Raw genomic sequence first — 17,365 nt, forward strand, 5'->3', positions numbered from 1 at the left:
AGAACGCCGTCCTGCAGGCGGCCATCGACCAGCTCAACACCCCGTTACCGCAACCAGGCGTACAGGGTTCCCGTGATCGAGATCGCGCAGGCGATGGTGAACATGATGAGGGATACGGGCATGGCGGTCATCCGGCGGGGATTTCGCTCAAGCATCCGTAGCGAGGCGACGCCCGATGCGGTGGCCAGCCGGTCCTGGAGCTCGGCCAGCGGCTGGAGGGCCAGTCGGGCGAGGCTGCGCTGTCGCCACCCGGCGATGGCCGCAGCGAGGGAGACCATGGCCGAGATCACGCCGATGGCACCCGCTACCGCGTCCAGCTTCGCCTGCAGCGCACCGACGTAGGCGGCCGCCATCACGGCGATCGAGACGAGGTAGAAGTTGAGGATCTGCAGGCCAAGGCCTAGGCGGTGCTCGTACCAGCGTTGAGCGTGCTCAAGGGCGGCGACCAGCGACTCGTGATCGTTGCGCTCGGCGGGCTCTGCTGGCGCCCGGCTGCGACCGGATAGCCATTGAGCAACCGTCAGGACTGGTAACGCCATCTTGCGCATACGCCCTCCGTTGGCCCTGCCCGCATCTCCATCACAACACCAGACGGAGGCCTTCGTCCATGCAGGTGATCATCCCGTCTGACCGGCCACGGTACGGCCTGCGCATGGTCGCCTACGCCCCGAACGGCGCCCGGCTCGGCCTGCTGCCCGGCCACCTCCGCTTCGACGCGGGCCTGCCGCTCAACGACGTGCCGTCGCTGCAGCTGTCCTATTCCGGGTCGGCGCTCGGCGCTGACCGGCTGGCCCAGCACTGCGAGATCGCGATCGAGTACGCCGTCGAGGCCACCTCGTGGGTCGAGCCGCTCAACGGCCGGTTCCTGCGCATCAAGCGGTCGGGCGAGTCGACCGACCGGGCCAAGGCCCGCTCCTACGACTGCCCCGGGTGGGCGTGGCAGCTGCGCAAGCTACTGCTCTACCCCAGCGCGTTCATGATCGACGGCAAGCGTCGGTCCGAGACCGCCTCGCCGGGCGACATCCTGACCGCGTTCATCGACGAAGGGCAAGGCCCCGGCACCCTGCCCGGCCTCGTCATCGACTTCACCGCCTCGCACGACTCCTCCGGCCAGCCGTGGCAGGCCGAGCTGATGATCGGTGTCGAGCCCGGCACGGACCTGCTCGCCATGCTGATCAACCTGGCCGAGCAGGGCCTGTGCGACTGGGCGATGCGGGGCCGCACGCTGCGCCTGTGGAACGCGGGCACCGCGCTGGCCCGCCAGCTCGCGTCCGGGCCCGCGCCGGTCGAACTCCGGTTGGGCCGCGACATCGACCAGGCGCCCGACGACGCCAGTGTGGAAGACGCCGCCTCCTCGATCCTGGTGATGGGGGAGGAGTCGCTGAACGTCGAGGTGACCAACCCGTCCGCGATCATGCCGTGGGGCCGGTGGGAGGCCGCCCAGTCCCAGGGCGGCGTCTCCGACGAAGGCACCGCCCGCTTCCTGGCGCAGATCGCGCTCGAGCGCGCGGCGGGGGAAGCGGGTGCAGCTCACCCGCCAGCTCAAGCCGTACGCCGCCCGGTTCCTGCCGCTGGCCGACTACCGCGCCTGGCGACTTCGTGCGCGCCCCCGGCGACCAGGCGCAGATGCAGAGCCTGCGGGTGCGGCAGGTGACGTTGTCGGTGGACGGCTCCGGCATCATCGGCGCAACCTCACCCTGAATGACCGCTTCCTGGAGGCCGACATCAAGCGGGCCCGGCAGGGCGGCCCAGGCGGGCCCGGCAGGTGGCCGGGTTCGTCTCGGCCGTCGTTACCACGCTGCGCCTGGGCTGGAGCCGCCCGGCGGGATCGCCCCGGGCGTCGGCTTCCCCCTGGCCGGCCTCCCGGTATCACCCGTAGTCCGGCTCGCCGAACGGCAGGCCACCCTGGTCACCGCCCGCGCGGCTGATCAGCGACCGCGATAGTGCGGTAGATCGAGCGGCGGTACCGGGAAGCCGCCTGCGGTCGGCTCTTCGCCGAGCTCCTCGAACTCGGCGTCGACCTGTGCCTTCCTGGCTTCTCTTCGCCGCTGGCCGACGGTGTCGAACCGCATCCAGATGGTCAGTACGCCGACGGCGATGACGACCCCGAGCGCGATGGAGACGGCTCCCGGGCTCTGCGTGATCGTCCGGACGGCGGCGACGAGGAGGATCCAGCCTAGGTTGACCGGGATGAGAACCTTCCAGCCCAAGGACATGAGCTGGTCGTAGCGCACGCGGGGCAGCGAGGCGCGGACCCAGATGATGAAGCAGAACGTCAGCACGAACTTGATGAAGAACCAGAGCATCGGCCACCAGCCCTCGTTCGCGCCCGCCCACAGCGAGATCGGGAACGGCGCCCGCCAGCCGCCCATGAACAGGGTGACCGCGATGCCGGAGGCGGTGAACGTGTGCAGGTACTCGCCCATCATGATCAGAGCGAACTTCAGCGACGAGGAGTACTCCGTCTGGAACCCGCCGACCAGCTCGCCCTCACCTTCGGGCAGGTCGAACGGAACCCGCGCCGCCTCACCGAACATGCAGACCACATACACCACGAAAGACGGCAGCAGCAGGATGCCGTACCACAGCGACGTCTGCGCGTTCACGATCTCCGATGTCGACAGCGTCCCGGCGAAGAGAAAGACAGCCACGAACGACAGGCCCATCGCGATCTCGTAGGAGACCACCTGCGCCGCCGAACGCAAACCACCGAGCAGCGCGTACGGCGAGCGCGACGACCACCCGGCCAGCACCACCCCGTACACCGAGACGGCCCCCATCGCCAGCATGAACAACACCGCCACCGGCAGATCGACCAGCTGCAACGGTGTCTCGTGCCCGAACATCCACACCTTCGGCCCGAACGGCACGATCGAGAACGCCACGAACGCCGGAACCACCATGATGACCGGCGCCAGCAGATACAGCACCTTGTCCACGGTGTTGGGGAAGAGATCCTCCTTCAACCCCATCTTGATCGCGTCCGCCACCGACTGCAGGAGCCCGAAGGGTCCCGCCCGGTTGGGTCCGACGCGGTTCTGCATCCTGGAGATGAGCTTGCGCTCGAACCAGACCCCGAACACGACCCCCAGCGACAGGAAGAGGAACAGGAACACCGCCTTGACGATGGTGATCCCCAGAGGATCCTTGCCGAAGTCGGCGAGCGTGGCTCCCATGACGTGCTGCCCCTTCCCGTCCCGGCACGCCGTTCGGCCGGGAGCGGAAAGTCACGCTATTCGGCGAGCCGCCCGGTGTCTTGAACGAATGCGAACAGCTGTCCGGGCGTCAGCTGCGACATCGCCCTGATCTCCCGGCTGAGATGCGGCTGGTCGGCGAAACCGCAGCTCAGGGCCGCGTCCAGGGTGGCTGACGGGCGGCGCCAGCTGTCCATGGTCCGCTGGAAGCGGGCGATCCGAGCGACAGTCTTGGGTGACAACCCCACCACTCTGCGGAATCCGAGCTCGACGTACCGCCTGCTGACACCGAGCTCGGCGGCCAGGCCCGCGATCGTGCGCGGACAGTCCGGGGCCTGCAGCCGCCACCAGGCGCTCATGATCAGGTGGTCGCGTCCCGGGCCGGGGCGCAGCCACGCCGTCAGGCGCTCCCACAACAGGGCGAAGCGCTCATCCCAGCTCGTTGACTCGCCCAGCCGCCCCGCCAGCTCCTCGGCCCGGACACCGAGGAGGTCGGCGAGTGGCACGGTCGCCCCTGCCACCTCCCGGACCGGCGCGCCGGTCAGCGCGGACATCCCGGCGGGGGTGAGCCCGACCGCCATCCCGTGACGCCACGGCGTGCGGACCGCGAACGTCGCGGTGGCGCGCGGGCCGGTGACGATCGGGCTCATGCCGGTGAAGTCGACGATCAAGGTAGCCGCGTTGAGCGGCAGCATCCGCGCGTCCTCCGCCGTCCGCGTCCGGAACCCCACCGCCCCCAGCACGTAGGGGCGCAGGTGCGGCGGCGACCGCCGCACGATCATCTCGTACGGCTCAGCCTGCCCCAACGCGGGCACCGAGTGGATCATGCCATGGCCACCAGGAGCATGGTGCATGTCTGACCTGCCAGACCAACCATAGATAACGCGTCAGACACGTTCTGAATCCTCCATGCCCCCAACATGCCTGACACTCCAACAGCACCGAAGATAACGGGCGACCCGCCCCCGAGCATTTGGACTGAAGCTACACCAACAGGGCGGAGCGCCCCCGTCCACTCCAAGGGGGCAACCACCGAGTAGGCGCGGCACCGCCCGTGTGCTACCCGCCTGCGCCGTCGGGGAGCCGGAACGGGCGATGGAGGATGTGTTCTACGCCGCGTCCTGGAGCTCCTTCCAGGTCGCGACGTTCTCCGCGCCGTACTGAGCGCCAGGGAAGTGCGGGCGGCCGGTCGGCGACACCTTCGCCAGAGCCTTGAACGTGACAGAGCCGTGGTGCTCGTCACGGATCCGTGTGCCGGTTGGGAGCAGCTTGGGCTGCCGGAGAAACGGGGCTGAGGAACAGCGGTACGGCCGTTATCGGTGAGATCGATCTTGATGGTGGCGGTGTGTCGCCTGCCCAAAGGATGGCGCTGTCCGAGGTCATGCCTTCTTGGGTTGGGGGCGTTGTGTTCTGTCCTGAGCGCAGGGGCTTGGGGCCAGGGATGTGGTTGTAGAGAGTCCCCACCGAGACGCGAGCAGCTTGGCGGTCGAGGTGACGGAGCGGCCGGGGTCGGGCAGCAGATCCCAGGCGGGCTTGAGCAATGCGGCGTCAACTACGGCGGGGCGGCCGTCGATGCGGCGGCGGCCCTTGGCGGCGGCAAGTCCCTCGTGGGTATCGGCGACGATGAGCTCGCGATGAGCTCGGCCAGGGCGGCGAAGACATGGAGGACCAGCGGCGTCCGCGCAGGACGCGCCCGGCCACGGGCGGCGTGCATGGGTCGCCCATGAAACAACCCGTAAGGAGGGCGGAGGACGAGGCGAAGTGCGCTCGGGCGCGCTGATCTCGTAAGCTGCGCAGGTGCTCCCCGACCTGCCGTGGCCCTCGATGACCCACCGCGAGGCCACGGCAGAGCTGGTGCTGGCGGGCTGGACCCCGTGCGGTGTCGGCGACTGGGCGATCGGTCTGCGCTCTCCCGACGGGCTATGGGTGGCTAGGGTGTGCCCATTCGACCCGGCTTACGCTGCCTTTCTTGAGCTCTGCCGCCGCCAGCTCGGCAACCCTTACCTGCCGCGCGTAGCCTTCGACACCCCGCTGGACGGTGGCGGCACCCTGGTCGTGCTGGAATTCCTGGCCCCGCTTGAGCCGGCGCAAGCTGAGGAGGTCGCCCGCCGGTGGCGAGAGGAGGCTGATGACTCACCTCTGGCAGAGGTTCGGCAGGCCGCTGCCGTGGTCGACACCGAGTTTCGAGCCAGGCTGCCCTGGTGGGACGGCATCGACCTGAACCCAGGCAACCTGCGACAGGCCCTCGACGGGCGAGTGACACTCATCGACGTGTTCTGCATGGACGGCGCCTCTGTCTACGCGCAGATCCTCGATGACGCCAGCGTGGTCCGCGACAAGCTGCCCGACAGTCGCCACATCCTCGACATCCCCTATATCGCCCGCGAGAGCACCCCCGAAGAGATTCGGGCCCTCCGCGCAGCCTGGTATCGCACGTCGTAGGGGTCCGGCTGCGTGGACCGCCCGCCTGAAACACGGTATTGCTCCTGCCGTCCTCGCGGGCGTGGAAGAACGCACCCGGCGGGTTGGGGGCAACGTAGATAAGCACGAGGTGGTGCTGATCGTCTCGCATATGGCATGGGGTGTGGATCTCCAGCGTGACCGGCAGCCACGTCAAGAGCTTGTCCCGAAGCGACGCTTCGTCGAACACCTTTAGTGTGTGCCTCGGTCACAGCACCTGTTGGTGCGCCGCGCCCGTCAACGCCGATGACGATGTTGCCGCCCTTGACCGGCATCGCACCGATGTCTTTGGCCAGTTCCACCAGGTCGCGTTTCGCGACTGGCGGCGCCGTTGAGTAGGTCGAGCACCGACTTGAAGTCGAGCGCGTCGTACTCGGCTTTCAGAGCGAGCAGCTCCCGGAGCTTCTCGATGTTGACCAGCGGCTCGACCACGACCGGCTGGTGGGGCGTGATCTCGTCGACGTCGGACTCGGTCGTCTCAGGCTCCACGACTTGCCCAACGTAGCGAATCGCGCTCTACGCGGTGCCGTGTGTGACGACCTCCCGACCTGGTTCCCTTCAACCCCGAGTCACTCGGTGAAGCCGGTGATGGGTACCCGATCCCCGTTGACCAGGTGGTTGGTGGCGACGTCGACCCCGAACAGGGCGTAGATACGAGAAAGCGCCTCGTACGCGTCGCGTTCTGGATCGCCGACCGCGGCCCAGCTCTTGTTCCAGGAGGAACTACTGGCGGGTTGCGCGTCGGAGCGGAAGGTATTGGCCAAATCAATTCCGGGAGCAAGTGTGAGAGTCTTCTCCTCGGTCCTGAACCGGCGCGCCACGACCCTGTGCCGCCACTGGCCAGGCACCTTGGTCATGACGACGTTGTCAGCAAGCCGGAAGTACTCCAGCGTGAGCTCAGTGAGCACGAACGGACTGATCCGCAGCCAAGGGCCGATCTGATCGCTGCCTCTGCACAACATGCTTGGGTCCGCAATCGACGGTGGATTCTGCGGAATGCTCTGCCAGAACAGAGCCGGTTTGTCATTCCAGTCCAGCACCTGTTCAAGCTCATCGACCATCGCGTCCGCGCGGTCGGTCCCTGGGCCTCGCTCGAGCGGAGGAACTGGCAGGAGAATGCGACTGCGCAGCCCGTCGTTCATGAGCCGATAGACCTCCAGCGAGGGCAGGGACGTGGTCCGGTCCCCGGCGCGTTGAGGTACGGCAAAGCCGTCGACCAGCTTGTCGTCCTCGCTCAGGACGCGTCGCGCGATGACGTACCGGTCTGCCTCCGGAACCGGTTCCACGTCGATCACCAAGAAGAAGTGATCGGGACCTGAGATGTCGTCGGGCGCCTCGAACCACCGGAACTCGACGGTTACCCGCGGCCAGAGGTTGTCGTTCAGGGTGTCGGTGTAGGCGTCGAGGTTGGCCCTATTCTTGGGAAACGGCCTGAGTTTGGTCGCGATCTCGATCGCCTGGGTAGCTTCTTTTTCCGCCTCGACCCCAAGGACGAGCAAGCCGCCCTGAGCGTTGGCCAGGGCTGCCACGTCCTTGCAGAGCTCGAACTTGTTCCGGCCGGAGGCCAGAGCGTACGGGGCGCTCTTGAAGTCCAGCCAACCGTTTTCGGCGAGGCCAATGAGGTCCCGAGCCCTGCCCGTGGCCAGAGCGGTAATCAGATCTGATCGGGTTGTCACGAGCGTCGACCCTACGAGGTCATGGCTGCTTGCGGTGGTACCGCGCGCCTGTACGTGGCTCTCGGGCCAGTAGCGCCTGCTCCACAAGCCGGGCCGCCCGCCCGCGCTGCACGATGCGCGTCCGCTCGGCCTGGTACGTGGCCAAGATCTCCGCGATCGTGTGCGGCTCGAAGAGCGGCCGCAGCTGGTAGGCCGCGCTCCGATAGCCCTCCTCCATCGCCCGGTGGGCGTGCAGCAGGTAGGTGAGCGCCATCCGCGCCAGGACCAGCGGGTGCGCCCGAAACAGCCGGGCGTAGGCTCGAGAGCCTGATGGGACCTGGTCCAGCAGGTAGTTCACTGCGGCGTGGGTCCATCCCGGTGCCGTAGGGCCGGGCACGCTCTGCGGCCAGTTCGGCGGCAGACGCGCGGCGCGAACCGGTGGCGCCGGCTCGGGGTCGACCCGGGTCTGGGGGACTCGGCTGTCATCCTGATCGCCCAGGCGCTCCACCTGGTTCTCGGGCAGCCAGTCGGCGTAGGGGATGGGGCACACGCCGGTCCTCGCGCCTAGCTGAGCAGGCCTCGCCGGTAACCCTCGCTGACGGCGGCGGCGCGGTCGCGCACGCCGAACTTGTCGTAGATGTGCAGCAGGTGGGTCTTGATGCTCGCCTCGCTGATGAACAGCTTGGCGGCCGCCTGGCGGTTGGAGGCGCCGTCGGCGACGAGCGTGAGCACCTGGAGTTCGCGGTCGGTGAGTGCCGCCCTGGCCGGCCTGCGGACCTGGCCCATGAGGCGGCCGGCGACCGACGGCGACAGGACGGGCTCGCCCGCGGCGGCGGCGCGTACGGCACGCAGGAGCTCGTCGGTGGGCGCGTCCTTGAGGAGGTAGCCGGTGGCGCCCGCCTCGATGGCGGGCAGCACGTCGGAGTCGCCGTCGAAGGTCGTCAGGACGAGGACCTTGATGTGGGGGTGCGACCGGCCCAGCGCGGTGATGGCGCTGACGCCGTCCATCTCCGGCATGCGCAGGTCCATGAGGACGATGTCGACCTCCAGCGCGGCTGCTCGCTCGATGCCCTCGCGGCCGTTGGCGGCTTCGCCCGCGACCTCGATGCCGGGTTCGGCCTCGAAGGCGGCGCGCAGGCCGTCGCGGACGATGGGGTGGTCGTCGACGATGAGGAGGCGGATCATCGAGGGCTCGCCTGGAGCGCGGGGACCGTGGCGCTGACGGCGGTGCCCTCGCCGGGCATGCTCTCGATCTCGAGGGAGCCGCCGATACCGCGTACACGTTGTCTCATGCTGCTGAGTCCGAAGCCTTCGCTGTTGGGATGGTGGATGCCGGTGCCATTGTCGCGGACGTCGAGGAGGACGACGGGGCCGGTGTAGGAGAGGGTCAGGCCCGCGCGGGTGGCCTGCGCGTGCTTGGCGATGTTCGCGAGGGCCTCCTGGGCGACGCGGAAGAGGGTGACCTCGATGGCCGGGCTGAGGGCGACGCGGTCGCCGGTCACCTCGACGTGCAGGTCGATGCCGGTGGTCTGGGTCCAGTTGCGGGCCAGGGTGCTCATGGCGTCGGGCAGGTGGGCGTCGTCGAGCTGGTGGGGCTGGAGGGCGGCGACGGAGCGGCGGGCCTCGGTGAGGCTCTCCTGGGCGAGGGTGAGCGCGAGCTCGACGTGGGTGGCGGAGTCCTCCACGCGCTGGGCGGCGCGGAGCTGGGTGATGATGCCGGTGAGACCCTGGGCGAGCGTGTCGTGGATCTCCCTGGCCATGCGCTGGCGTTCGTCGAGGATGCCCGCCTGGTGGGCCTGGGTGAGGAGCTGGGCGTGCAGGTCGGCGTTCTCCTCCAGGGCGGTCTGCAGGTCGCCGACCGCCTGGCGATATTTGCGCTGCCGGTCCTCGATCCTGATGCCGGCGATCGAGCCGCCGCCGATGGTGACCGTCTGGACGGCGATGATCGCCAGGTAGAAGGCGAGGAGCTGGACGGTCGCCTGGCTCCAGTCGAGCGTCGAGCCGTACAGGATGAAGGAGGTCGTGGCGACGGCGGCGAAGGTCCACCGCGACGGGGCGAAGTTGGCGGCGAGGAAGAAGCCGGAGATGCAGTAGATGGCGAAGATGGGGTCGTGGAAGGCCAGCAGCGCCGCCGTGATCAGGACGCCGGCGAAGTGCACGGCCACCGCGGCCCTGCGCCGCCGCACGGCGGCGGGCAGGAACATGCGGCCGACGATCCAGGCGAGCGCCAGGGCGGTGAGCGCGAGGGTGCGGCCGATCCCGCCCGCCGGCTGCTCGGGGGAGGCGAGGCTGATGGCGAGCGAGGTGGCGAGGGTGAGGTAGGGGACGATCTCGACCAGCTGCTCGAACCGTCGCTCCCAGGCGGACGGCGGGAAGGGATCGTTCATGCGCGGCCTGTGCCTCCTCCTTCGACCGTGGAGGACGAGCTTAGACGCATGGGGACAAGGATCGCGTAACCGTACATGAGCATCCCCAGGGCGATCATGAAGATGATGGTGGGCCACTGCCAGACCGGCGGCAGATGAAGGGCGAGGAACCACACGGGGTCCCCCGCTCCGAAGATCTTCATCACCATCGGCACGAGCCCCTGGGGGAACAGGGGAAGCCAGGCGAGGGTGTAGCAGACCGTGACACCGATGCGGTGCACGAGCGGCAGGTCCGCGGTGGTGGGCTTGTCGGCCTCGGGCGCCGGGCCGTACTTCATGAGGTTGAGCAGCTCGATCCCGCGCTTCTCGAGCCTGCGGCAGGCGATCGCGCCCAGTCCCCAGACGCTGAGGACGCCGGTCAGCAGCCCGGTGGCCACGCCCGCCCACGGGTCGAGCAGGATCGCGCCGGCCGTGGGCAGGGCGACGGAGGGCACCGCGATGAGCACGAGCCAGGCGAGGCTGGTCTCGGCGGTCTCGTCGGCGCCGGTGCTGAGCGGGTTGCCGCCGCGCTTGTGGGGGTCGGTGCCGGGGACGAGCGAGGTGACCGCGAGCAGGACGACGAGCCCGGCGCCGCCGCCGAGCAGGGCGGGGAACAGGCCCAGGACCCACGGCCAGGCCCAGTCCTGACCGCTGACGAGGGTGCCGGCCAGGGTGAGGAGAGCCGCGGCTGGGCCGACGACGAGCAGCCAGGCCAGCTGCCGTCCGCGCACGTCGGAGCGTTCCGCGCCGGGGGTCATGAGGGTGAGCCACAGGGCGGTGCCGTCCGAGCCGTAGAGGTTGGCCGAGGCCGCGGCCGCCATCACGATCGCGATGAGCCCCGCGAAGGGGACCATGCCCCAGACGCCGATGGCCAGGAGCAGGACAGGCATGACGATCGCGAAGGAGAAGGCCACGGCCAGCAGCTGGATGCGGACGAGGTCGCGCCACCACGCGCGCAGCTCCTTGGCGGCGGTGACGCGGGCGCCGCCTGTCCTGGGGAACGGGCGGGGGGCGCCACGGCGGGCGGGCACGCCGCCGCGTGCGGCCGAGGCAACGCGCCGAGACAGCAGGCTGGACCACACCGCCAGCAGCAGGGCGATCACACCCGCGCCGGCGGCGAGGATCGCGAGGGCGAGCGGCCACGGGCCCTCGATGGCGGCCACACCCCATCCGGAGGGCAGGACACGGAAGAGCACCTCGAACCAGGCGGAGGTGTCGGTGCCGCCCAGCGCCGCGACGGGCGCCCAGCCGTTGCTGCACAGGGCGATGGCGGTGCCGGTCACGACGCCGACCGCCGTCGCGGTCGCGCGGGATCTGACGAACAGCCCGATGAGCGCCACGATGACGCGGGAGATCATCACCATCGTGACGAGCGTGGTGACCGCCGCCACCAGGCCGATGAGCACACCTGCCGGACCGAAACGCCAGCCGTACACCGGCAGGGACAGCAGGGCGACGAGGTTGACCGCGGGCACCGGGCCCGCGAAGGCCCCGGCGAGCAGCGCCGCCGCGATCCGGCCCGGCGGGGCCGGGAGCATGGTGAAGTATTCGGGTCGCAGGGCCTCGCTGCCGCCGCCGATGAAGATGGGGCCGAAGACCCAGCCTGAGAGCCACACGGCCAGGGTGAGGGGCAGGTACGCGGGCCACAGTACGGCGACCGCGATCGTCCCCACGGCCAGGAGCAGCCCGAACGCGACACCGGCGTAGAGGTTGGTGGCATTGTCGCCGCGCAGGGAGTTGCGCATGAGGGCCAGGCGCATGCGGATCATGTGCCGGGCCAGGGCGGCGGGGGCCGGGGTGGGGGTCAGGGAGTGAGCCATGCCAGGCCCTCCGATCCGGCGGTGTGGGCGCCGACCAGGTCGACGAAGGCGTCCTCCAGCGTTCCGGCGCCGCGCACCTCGGCCAGCGGGCCGGCGGCCACGACGCGGCCGTCGGAGATGACCCCGACGTGGTCGCAGACCTGCTCGACGAGGGCCATGACGTGGCTGGAGATGATCACCGACCCGCCGTTGCCCGCGAACCTGCGCAGGATGGCCTTGATCGTGGCCGCGGAGACGGGGTCGACCGCCTCGAAGGGCTCGTCCAGGACGAGCAGGCGGGGCGCGTGCAGCAGGGCGATGGCCAGGCCGATCTTCTTGCGCATGCCGGTGGAGTACTCGATGACCAGGGTGCGCTCGGCCGAGTCGAGTTCGAGGACCTGGAGGAGCTCGTCGGTGCGCTCGGCGACCACGTCGGGGTCCAGGCCGCGCAGCAGACCCAGATAGGTGAGGACCTCGCGGCCGGTGAGCCGCTCGGGCATGGCGTTGCCGTCGGGCAGCACGCCGATCAGCTGCTTGGCCTGGACGGTGTCACGCCAGACGTCGACGCCGAAGATCTCCGCCCTGCCCGCGTCGGGGCGGAGCAGGCCGACGGCCATGGCCAGGGTGGTGGTCTTGCCGGCGCCGTTGGGGCCGACCAGGCCGTAGAAGGATCCGGCGGGGACGACGAGGTCGATGTCGTCGACGGCGACGTGGTGACCGAAGGTCTTGCGGAGTCCGGTGGTGCGCAGCGCGGGCTCCTGGTGTGTGGGCATGCTCCGAGGATGGCGCGGAGGGCGGGGGCGGCGGATCGTCCGGCCGGGGGGCGGGGTGGTGGATCCGGGCATCCACCGATCGGTGGATGCCGGGGCCGCCGGGGTCTCCGGGGCGTCGGCGCGCCGCGTGCCGCGGGGACGCCGGCCTGGCCCGCTCGGAGGGAGCCGCGCTTCTCCATGAGGCCTCGGCCCGCCCGGAGCGAGCCGCGCTCCTCCGTGAGACGGGCCTTGGCCCGCCCGGCTGGAGCAACGCTCCTCCGTGAGGCCGACCCCGCTAGGCCTCCGCCTGCTGGAACTGGGCCAGCCGCCGGTCCATCCGGTCCTGGGCGAAGGTGAGCAGCCGCGAGCTGTAGGCGCCCATCGAGCGCACCCGCAGCAACTCGTCCTGCTCCGCCGACAACACCAGCAGCGACAGCTCGCGGTACTGCTCGCGCGGGTCCACGTCGTCGGGAACGGTGCCCGTGGGCGGGACGCGGCGAACCGCCGTCTCCTCCCGCACGCGGGCCACGACCACGGGCTCGAAGGGGGTGCCGTCCGGCCGGGCCAGGCCGGGGTCGTCGAGCACCTCGGCGGCGCGCTGGGACAGATCCTCCAGCAGTTCGACGTAGGCGGCACGGTCGGCCGACGTGTCGTCGGCGGGGACCCTCACCTTCTTGATCACCCACGGCAGCGTGAGACCCTGCAGCAGCAGCGTCGTGACGGCCACGATGAAGGCGATGAGCAGGAGCTGTGGCCGGAAGGGCGTGTCGGGCGGCAACGTCTGGGCGGCCGCGACCGTGACCGCTCCGCGCATGCCCGACCAGGCGATGACGACGCCGCCGCGCCAGCCGAACCGCTCGTTGATGAAGAACTCGTTGTCGCGCTTGCGCTGGTCCAGGCGTTTGCGCAGCCGTTCTGGGTCCTTCTTGCCCGGCCCCCGGTCGAAGCGTCGTGGCAGCTCGCCGCGGGCCAGCTGGTCGGCCAGGTCGTCGAACACCGACCGGTAGCTCTCGGCGCGGTCGGCGTCGTGGCGCAGCGAGGACACCAGCGGCGCGACGAACAGGGCGCGGATCGCGATGGCCAGCAGCGCCGCCAGCAGCCCGATGCCGATCGTCCCCGCCACCGGCAGGTGAGCGTCGTCGGTCTGGTCGAGCAGGGTCCGCAGCTGCAGCCCCATGAGCAGGAAGATCGCGCTCTCCAGCAGGAACGAGATCGTCATCCAGTTGGTGTTCTCGGCCAGCCGGTCGCGGGCGCGGATGAAGCGCGGGCTGAGGTTGCCGTTGACCAGTCCGGCCACCACCACGGCCAGCACCCCGGAGGCGCCCAGCTCCTCGGCGGGCAGGAAGGCCAGGAACGGCACGACGAACGACAGCGCCGTGTTGGCGACGGTGTCGGTGAGCCTGGAGCGCACGAAGACCGACGCCAGCCCCACGAACGCCCCGACGAGCACGGCGATCACGACCGCGACGGCGAAGTCCGTGCCGACCCGCCACAGCGGCACGCTGGTGTGCAGCGCCGAGACGGCCGAGGCCAGCAGCACCAGGGACGAGGCGTCGTTGACCAGGCCCTCGCCCTCCAGGATCGTCGTCAGCCGGGAGGGCAGGCCGAGCTTCTTGCCGACCGAGGTGGCCGCGACGGCGTCGGTCGGGCTGATCACCGCGCCGAGCGCGAACGCCGCGGCCAGGCCCAGCCCGGGGATCAGCCAGGCGAACAGGTAGCCGGAGCACAGCGTGGTCACCGCCACCAGCACGACGCTCAGGCGGAAGATCGCCTTGAAGTCGCGCCGGAAGTCGATCGCCGGCATGTGGACGGCCGCGGCGTACAGCAGCGGGGGCAGCACGACCGTCAGGATGATCTCGGGTTCGATCTCGATGTGTGGCAGCCCCGGCATGAAGCTGAGGACGAGGCCGACCATCACCAGCGACAGAGGTGCGGCCACCCCGATCCGCCGGGACAGGGCCGCTACGGCGACGATGCTGATGACGCCCAGGACGGCGATGATCGTGAGTTCCATGGCCGCTCCATTCTGCAAAGGCGACGCTGCGCGATGGAGCCGCCACGCTGGGGACGCTCACAGCGGCCGGGCGCGTCGGCGGACCGTTCCCAGGGAAAGAAGGTGTTTTAAACAATCTGTTGACATCAATAAGTTTCCAAGGGCAGAGTGGTCGTCATGTCCGATGATCCCTTCACGCCTCCGCACCCCGACGAAGCGCGCGCCCAGCGTGTGCACGCCTCCCTGTTCCGCATCGCCGAGCGGCACGCGGCCACCGGCGAGCAGCGCCACCGCCAGGCCCACCCCTCCGCCATCGCCCCCCACGAGGCGGTCAGGCTCGTGTCGTTCCTGCTCAGCGGCGCAGCCAAGCTCGACGACGGCGAGCCCGAGGTGGACCACGCCGACATCACCGCGGCCCTGAGCCTCGTCCCCCTGGTGCGCGGGGAGATGGACGCCCTGGAGGCCGGCCTGCTGCAGATGGCGCGCGGCCGCGGCATGACCTGGCAGGAGATCGCCTTCGGGCTCGGCCTCGGCACCGCGCAGGCGGCCAGACAGCGCTGGGAGCGCCTGGCCGACCGCGCGGTGACCGGGCTGGACGGCTAGCGCTCGGGCCCGGCGGACAGGCCCTCGAAGTAGGCCTTCATCGCCGGGAAGTAGTCGTCGAAGCCGGGCGACGGGGAGCCGTCGCGGGAGGCCACGAGCATGTCGAGGTAGTACTCCCAACCGGGCCCGATCTCGCCGAGGTTCTCCTCCCCTTGCAGGTGCTGGACGAACTCGAGCGTGGTCGTGCCGTCCGACTCCGTCAGCAGCGCCTCCAGCCGCCAGACGCCGTGGTCGTCGGTCGAGGAGCAGGCCAGGCGGCGCGGCGGCTCGCACGCGTCGATGTGCATGTCCATCCACGGCGTCTGGTCCTCGTGCACCATCTGCACCTGGATCGTGTTGCCGGTTCCGGCCTGTCCCTTCCAGGGGCCGAACCAGCGGGCGGTGCGTTCGGGTTCGGTGAGGCTCGCCCACACGTCGTCGATGGGCGCGCGGAAGGTGCGCGTGAGAACGAGCCTGCTGCCGGTGTCGCCGCTGTTGCCGCGCAGCAGCCGGGCGGTGGGATTCATGCGGTCTCCTCGTGGGCCTGACCCGCGACGTCGCCGGTACGGCGCTCGCGCCGGGTGCGGTGAACCTCGGTCTCCAGTGCGTCGAACCGGTGCTCCCAGGCGGACGGCTCGGCGAACTGGCCGAGCCAGGCGGCCAGGTCGAGCAGCCGCCGTGGGTCCAGGGTGTAGAGGCGGCGGCGGCCCACGAGCTCGTCGTGGACCAGCCCGGCCTCCCTGAGCACCCGCAGATGACGGCTCACGGCGGGCCGGCTGATCGGGAAGCGCTCGGCGATCTGCCCTGCGGACAGCCGCTGGAAGCGCAGCGCTACGAGTATCTCCCTGCGCACCGGGTCGGCCAGCGCGGCTGCCGTGTCATCCACCCGGAAAGCGTAACACAGTGGTTACGCGTCCGCGCGGTAGAAGCTGAGCCCGGCATGCTCGGGATCCGTGTACACCTTCACGGCACCGCCGGGGTAGGCCGCGAACGGCAGGACGACGCCGTCCGGGCACGGGTGAAGGAACATCAGGGTCGACCCCACGACGACGAACGAACGGGCCTGCGGAGTGGCGTGCTCGGTGCCGTGCTCCGCGCGCCACTCCTCGACGCGCTCGGCGGCGCCGGGCTGCTCGGCGACGTTCCGCATCTTGCCGATCAGGTCCTCGATGGCCGGCCAGTCGAGGATCTCGATCTGCAACTGCCGCGGTTCTCCCATGTGATGCCCCCTGATGTGTTCGGAAGCGAGGGCAACGCAAGGGCCGGAACCGCTCACACCCCCGCGATGAGCTGCGACAACGAGGGGTGCCTACCCGCGCGCCCCCTGCCAAAAACGACGGCCTCGCTCTGGAGCGGGCCTTCGGACGGAGGACATCGTGCGGGGAGAAGGGGGGCCAGCACTACCACCGATCGGGCGGCGGGCGTCATCGAACGGGTGACGCCCGCTGCCCGACCATCGAGGCATGGTTCTCCTCTGGGCAGCCCTCACCTACCTCCTCACGCTGGCCGGCGCCTTATGGTTGCTGGCGACCGGCGACGGTCCGCAGGACCTCACCCCCGCGATCCTCCTGATCGCCTTCTCCCCGACCCTGGCCGCCTTCGCCGCCGCCGCCTGGAGCGGCAGGTGGCGCGAGCTGGCCCGCCAGATCCTCGACTGGCGCCACGACGTGCGCTGGTACGCCCTGGTGCTGCTCGCGCCCATCGCGATCGCGCTGGTCATCGACGCGGTCTTCGCCGTCGGCGGCGACCGGGCGCCGGAGCGATGGCTCCTGCTTCCGGGCATCGCGATCCTCGGCCCGCTGCTGACCAACCCGCTGGGCGAGGAGTTCGGCTGGCGTGGGTACGGCGGGCCGCTCCTGCAGAGGCGTATCACCCCGCTGGCGGCGGCCGTCGTGATCGGGCTGCTGTGGACCGTCTGGCACCTGTGGCCGGTGCTGAACCCCGAGGGCCACGTGGGCCCGGTCGACGTGGTCCAGAGCGTGGTGCGCCTGGTGGCCACGTCGGTGGTGTACGCCTGGCTCTACAACCGCACCGGGCTGCCCGTCGTGCTGGTGGCCCACCTGGGGCACAACCTGTCGATCGAGATGATGCCGCCCGAGGTGATCGGGTCCGACCTGGGCCAGCTCACCCTGGCCGCCGTCTACCTGCTGCTGGCGGTGGCGGTCGTCGTGTACGCCGGCAAGGACCTGCAGGCGCCCAGGCGGCCGGTGGGCGTGGCGGCGTAGAGCGTCTGGATGACGCCCGCGACGGCTCCCTCGGCGTCGGTGCGCGCCCCCGTGCTCAGCCGTACGCCGGGGAAAGGCGGTGCGGGCGCGCGGTCAGCTCCGCCGTACCTCCGGCGGAGCGGCAGGCGAAGGGGCGTACCGGACGGGGCCCGATCGTGCCAGGATGGGCCCGAGCGTGCCGCACGACGGCGACGCCTGCCCGATCCGGCCGCCCGCCTGGCCCGGCTCCCGCCGTCCCGCGCGGTGCCCACCCGGTTCGTGCCGGTGCGAGACTTCCCGCTGCCGCCGGCGAAGGCCGGC

The 17,365-nt window shown here is 70.3% G+C and carries 18 protein-coding genes; 4 read left to right on the forward strand and 14 right to left on the reverse strand.

What is annotated here, in order from left to right:
- Positions 1-44: 44 nt before the first annotated feature.
- Positions 45-548: a hypothetical protein gene (locus HNR30_RS10495; protein WP_181609563.1), complete on the reverse strand. Its 504-nt coding sequence runs from the start codon at positions 546-548 to the stop codon at positions 45-47.
- Positions 549-607: 59 nt separating this feature from the next.
- Here HNR30_RS10495 and HNR30_RS10500 point away from each other — a divergent pair, with 59 nt between their 5' ends.
- The gene (locus tag HNR30_RS10500) at positions 608-1,654 is read left to right on the forward strand and encodes a hypothetical protein (protein WP_181609564.1); all 1,047 of its coding nucleotides are present in this window, start codon (positions 608-610) and stop codon (positions 1,652-1,654) included.
- A gap of 274 nt (positions 1,655-1,928) precedes the next feature.
- Here HNR30_RS10500 and nuoH read toward each other — a convergent pair whose 3' ends face one another.
- Positions 1,929-3,176 (reverse strand): NADH-quinone oxidoreductase subunit NuoH, encoded by a 1,248-nt coding sequence (gene nuoH / locus HNR30_RS10505; protein ID WP_181609565.1) that lies wholly within the window; start codon positions 3,174-3,176, stop codon positions 1,929-1,931.
- Between the two features lie 56 nt (positions 3,177-3,232).
- Positions 3,233-4,021, reverse strand: a complete 789-nt coding sequence (locus HNR30_RS10510) for a helix-turn-helix transcriptional regulator (RefSeq protein WP_181609566.1) — start codon at positions 4,019-4,021, stop codon at positions 3,233-3,235.
- Positions 4,022-4,991: 970 nt separating this feature from the next.
- Between HNR30_RS10510 and HNR30_RS10515 the strand changes: the two genes are divergently transcribed.
- On the forward strand, positions 4,992-5,636 hold the full coding sequence (locus HNR30_RS10515) for a hypothetical protein (RefSeq protein WP_181609567.1): 645 nt from the start codon (positions 4,992-4,994) through the stop codon (positions 5,634-5,636).
- Positions 5,637-5,891: 255 nt separating this feature from the next.
- Here HNR30_RS10515 and HNR30_RS10520 read toward each other — a convergent pair whose 3' ends face one another.
- From HNR30_RS10520 to HNR30_RS10555, 8 genes are all read right to left on the reverse strand, one after another.
- Positions 5,892-6,143, reverse strand: a complete 252-nt coding sequence (locus HNR30_RS10520; protein ID WP_181609568.1) for a hypothetical protein — start codon at positions 6,141-6,143, stop codon at positions 5,892-5,894.
- 80 nt (positions 6,144-6,223) lie between these two features.
- The gene (locus HNR30_RS10525) at positions 6,224-7,330 is read right to left on the reverse strand and encodes an AlbA family DNA-binding domain-containing protein (protein ID WP_181609569.1); all 1,107 of its coding nucleotides are present in this window, start codon (positions 7,328-7,330) and stop codon (positions 6,224-6,226) included.
- Positions 7,331-7,349: 19 nt separating this feature from the next.
- Positions 7,350-7,667, reverse strand: a complete 318-nt coding sequence (locus HNR30_RS50050) for a hypothetical protein (protein WP_181609570.1) — start codon at positions 7,665-7,667, stop codon at positions 7,350-7,352.
- Positions 7,668-7,873: 206 nt separating this feature from the next.
- Positions 7,874-8,494: a response regulator gene (locus HNR30_RS10535; protein ID WP_181609571.1), complete on the reverse strand. Its 621-nt coding sequence runs from the start codon at positions 8,492-8,494 to the stop codon at positions 7,874-7,876.
- A complete protein-coding gene (locus HNR30_RS10540) occupies positions 8,491-9,696 on the reverse strand; it encodes a sensor histidine kinase (RefSeq protein ID WP_181609572.1) in 1,206 nt (401 codons plus the stop codon). The genes HNR30_RS10535 and HNR30_RS10540 overlap by 4 nt, the downstream gene beginning before the upstream one ends.
- A complete protein-coding gene (locus tag HNR30_RS10545; protein WP_181609573.1) occupies positions 9,693-11,534 on the reverse strand; it encodes a hypothetical protein in 1,842 nt (613 codons plus the stop codon). Before HNR30_RS10545 ends, HNR30_RS10540 begins: the two co-directional genes overlap by 4 nt.
- Positions 11,519-12,286: an ABC transporter ATP-binding protein gene (locus HNR30_RS10550; RefSeq protein ID WP_181609574.1), complete on the reverse strand. Its 768-nt coding sequence runs from the start codon at positions 12,284-12,286 to the stop codon at positions 11,519-11,521. The genes HNR30_RS10545 and HNR30_RS10550 overlap by 16 nt, the downstream gene beginning before the upstream one ends.
- 274 nt (positions 12,287-12,560) lie before the next feature.
- Positions 12,561-14,279: a cation:proton antiporter gene (locus tag HNR30_RS10555; RefSeq protein ID WP_181609575.1), complete on the reverse strand. Its 1,719-nt coding sequence runs from the start codon at positions 14,277-14,279 to the stop codon at positions 12,561-12,563.
- 156 nt (positions 14,280-14,435) lie between these two features.
- On the opposite strand from HNR30_RS10555, the gene HNR30_RS10560 reads away from it, so the two are divergent.
- The gene (locus tag HNR30_RS10560; RefSeq protein WP_181609576.1) at positions 14,436-14,861 is read left to right on the forward strand and encodes a DNA-binding protein; all 426 of its coding nucleotides are present in this window, start codon (positions 14,436-14,438) and stop codon (positions 14,859-14,861) included.
- Here the strand turns inward: HNR30_RS10560 and HNR30_RS10565 are convergent.
- Genes HNR30_RS10565 through HNR30_RS10575 form a run of 3 tightly spaced genes read right to left on the reverse strand, consistent with a single transcriptional unit; the run spans position 14,858 to position 16,059 of the window.
- Entirely contained in the window at positions 14,858-15,367 is a 510-nt protein-coding gene (locus HNR30_RS10565) for an SRPBCC family protein (RefSeq protein WP_181609577.1), read from the reverse strand. The two genes, HNR30_RS10560 and HNR30_RS10565, sit on opposite strands and share 4 nt — an antisense overlap.
- A complete protein-coding gene (locus tag HNR30_RS10570) occupies positions 15,364-15,726 on the reverse strand; it encodes a metalloregulator ArsR/SmtB family transcription factor (RefSeq protein WP_181609578.1) in 363 nt (120 codons plus the stop codon). The genes HNR30_RS10565 and HNR30_RS10570 overlap by 4 nt, the downstream gene beginning before the upstream one ends.
- Before the next feature lie 21 nt (positions 15,727-15,747).
- On the reverse strand, positions 15,748-16,059 hold the full coding sequence (locus HNR30_RS10575) for a hypothetical protein (protein ID WP_181609579.1): 312 nt from the start codon (positions 16,057-16,059) through the stop codon (positions 15,748-15,750).
- 244 nt (positions 16,060-16,303) lie between these two features.
- Between HNR30_RS10575 and HNR30_RS10580 the strand changes: the two genes are divergently transcribed.
- Positions 16,304-17,065 carry a CPBP family intramembrane glutamic endopeptidase gene (locus tag HNR30_RS10580; protein ID WP_181609580.1) on the forward strand — a complete coding sequence of 254 codons (762 nt, stop codon included), beginning with the start codon at positions 16,304-16,306 and terminating at the stop codon, positions 17,063-17,065.
- Positions 17,066-17,365 lie beyond the last annotated feature (300 nt).

This window comes from Nonomuraea soli, from assembly GCF_013761175.1.
GTDB lineage: Bacteria > Actinomycetota > Actinomycetes > Streptosporangiales > Streptosporangiaceae > Nonomuraea > Nonomuraea soli.

What these genes read in the sequence shown, in the direction of transcription:
- HNR30_RS10495 (WP_181609563.1), bottom strand. Translation starts at nt 548, where the DNA reads ATGCGCAAGATGGCGTTACCAGTCCTGACGGTTGCTCAATGGCTATCC.
- HNR30_RS10500 (WP_181609564.1), top strand. Translation starts at nt 608, where the DNA reads ATGCAGGTGATCATCCCGTCTGACCGGCCACGGTACGGCCTGCGCATG.
- nuoH (WP_181609565.1), bottom strand. Translation starts at nt 3,176, where the DNA reads ATGGGAGCCACGCTCGCCGACTTCGGCAAGGATCCTCTGGGGATCACC.
- HNR30_RS10510 (WP_181609566.1), bottom strand. Translation starts at nt 4,021, where the DNA reads ATGATCCACTCGGTGCCCGCGTTGGGGCAGGCTGAGCCGTACGAGATG.
- HNR30_RS10535 (WP_181609571.1), bottom strand. Translation starts at nt 8,494, where the DNA reads ATGATCCGCCTCCTCATCGTCGACGACCACCCCATCGTCCGCGACGGC.
- HNR30_RS10540 (WP_181609572.1), bottom strand. Translation starts at nt 9,696, where the DNA reads ATGAACGATCCCTTCCCGCCGTCCGCCTGGGAGCGACGGTTCGAGCAG.
- HNR30_RS10545 (WP_181609573.1), bottom strand. Translation starts at nt 11,534, where the DNA reads ATGGCTCACTCCCTGACCCCCACCCCGGCCCCCGCCGCCCTGGCCCGG.
- HNR30_RS10550 (WP_181609574.1), bottom strand. Translation starts at nt 12,286, where the DNA reads ATGCCCACACACCAGGAGCCCGCGCTGCGCACCACCGGACTCCGCAAG.
- HNR30_RS10555 (WP_181609575.1), bottom strand. Translation starts at nt 14,279, where the DNA reads ATGGAACTCACGATCATCGCCGTCCTGGGCGTCATCAGCATCGTCGCC.
- HNR30_RS10560 (WP_181609576.1), top strand. Translation starts at nt 14,436, where the DNA reads ATGTCCGATGATCCCTTCACGCCTCCGCACCCCGACGAAGCGCGCGCC.
- HNR30_RS10565 (WP_181609577.1), bottom strand. Translation starts at nt 15,367, where the DNA reads ATGAATCCCACCGCCCGGCTGCTGCGCGGCAACAGCGGCGACACCGGC.
- HNR30_RS10575 (WP_181609579.1), bottom strand. Translation starts at nt 16,059, where the DNA reads ATGGGAGAACCGCGGCAGTTGCAGATCGAGATCCTCGACTGGCCGGCC.
- HNR30_RS10580 (WP_181609580.1), top strand. Translation starts at nt 16,304, where the DNA reads ATGGTTCTCCTCTGGGCAGCCCTCACCTACCTCCTCACGCTGGCCGGC.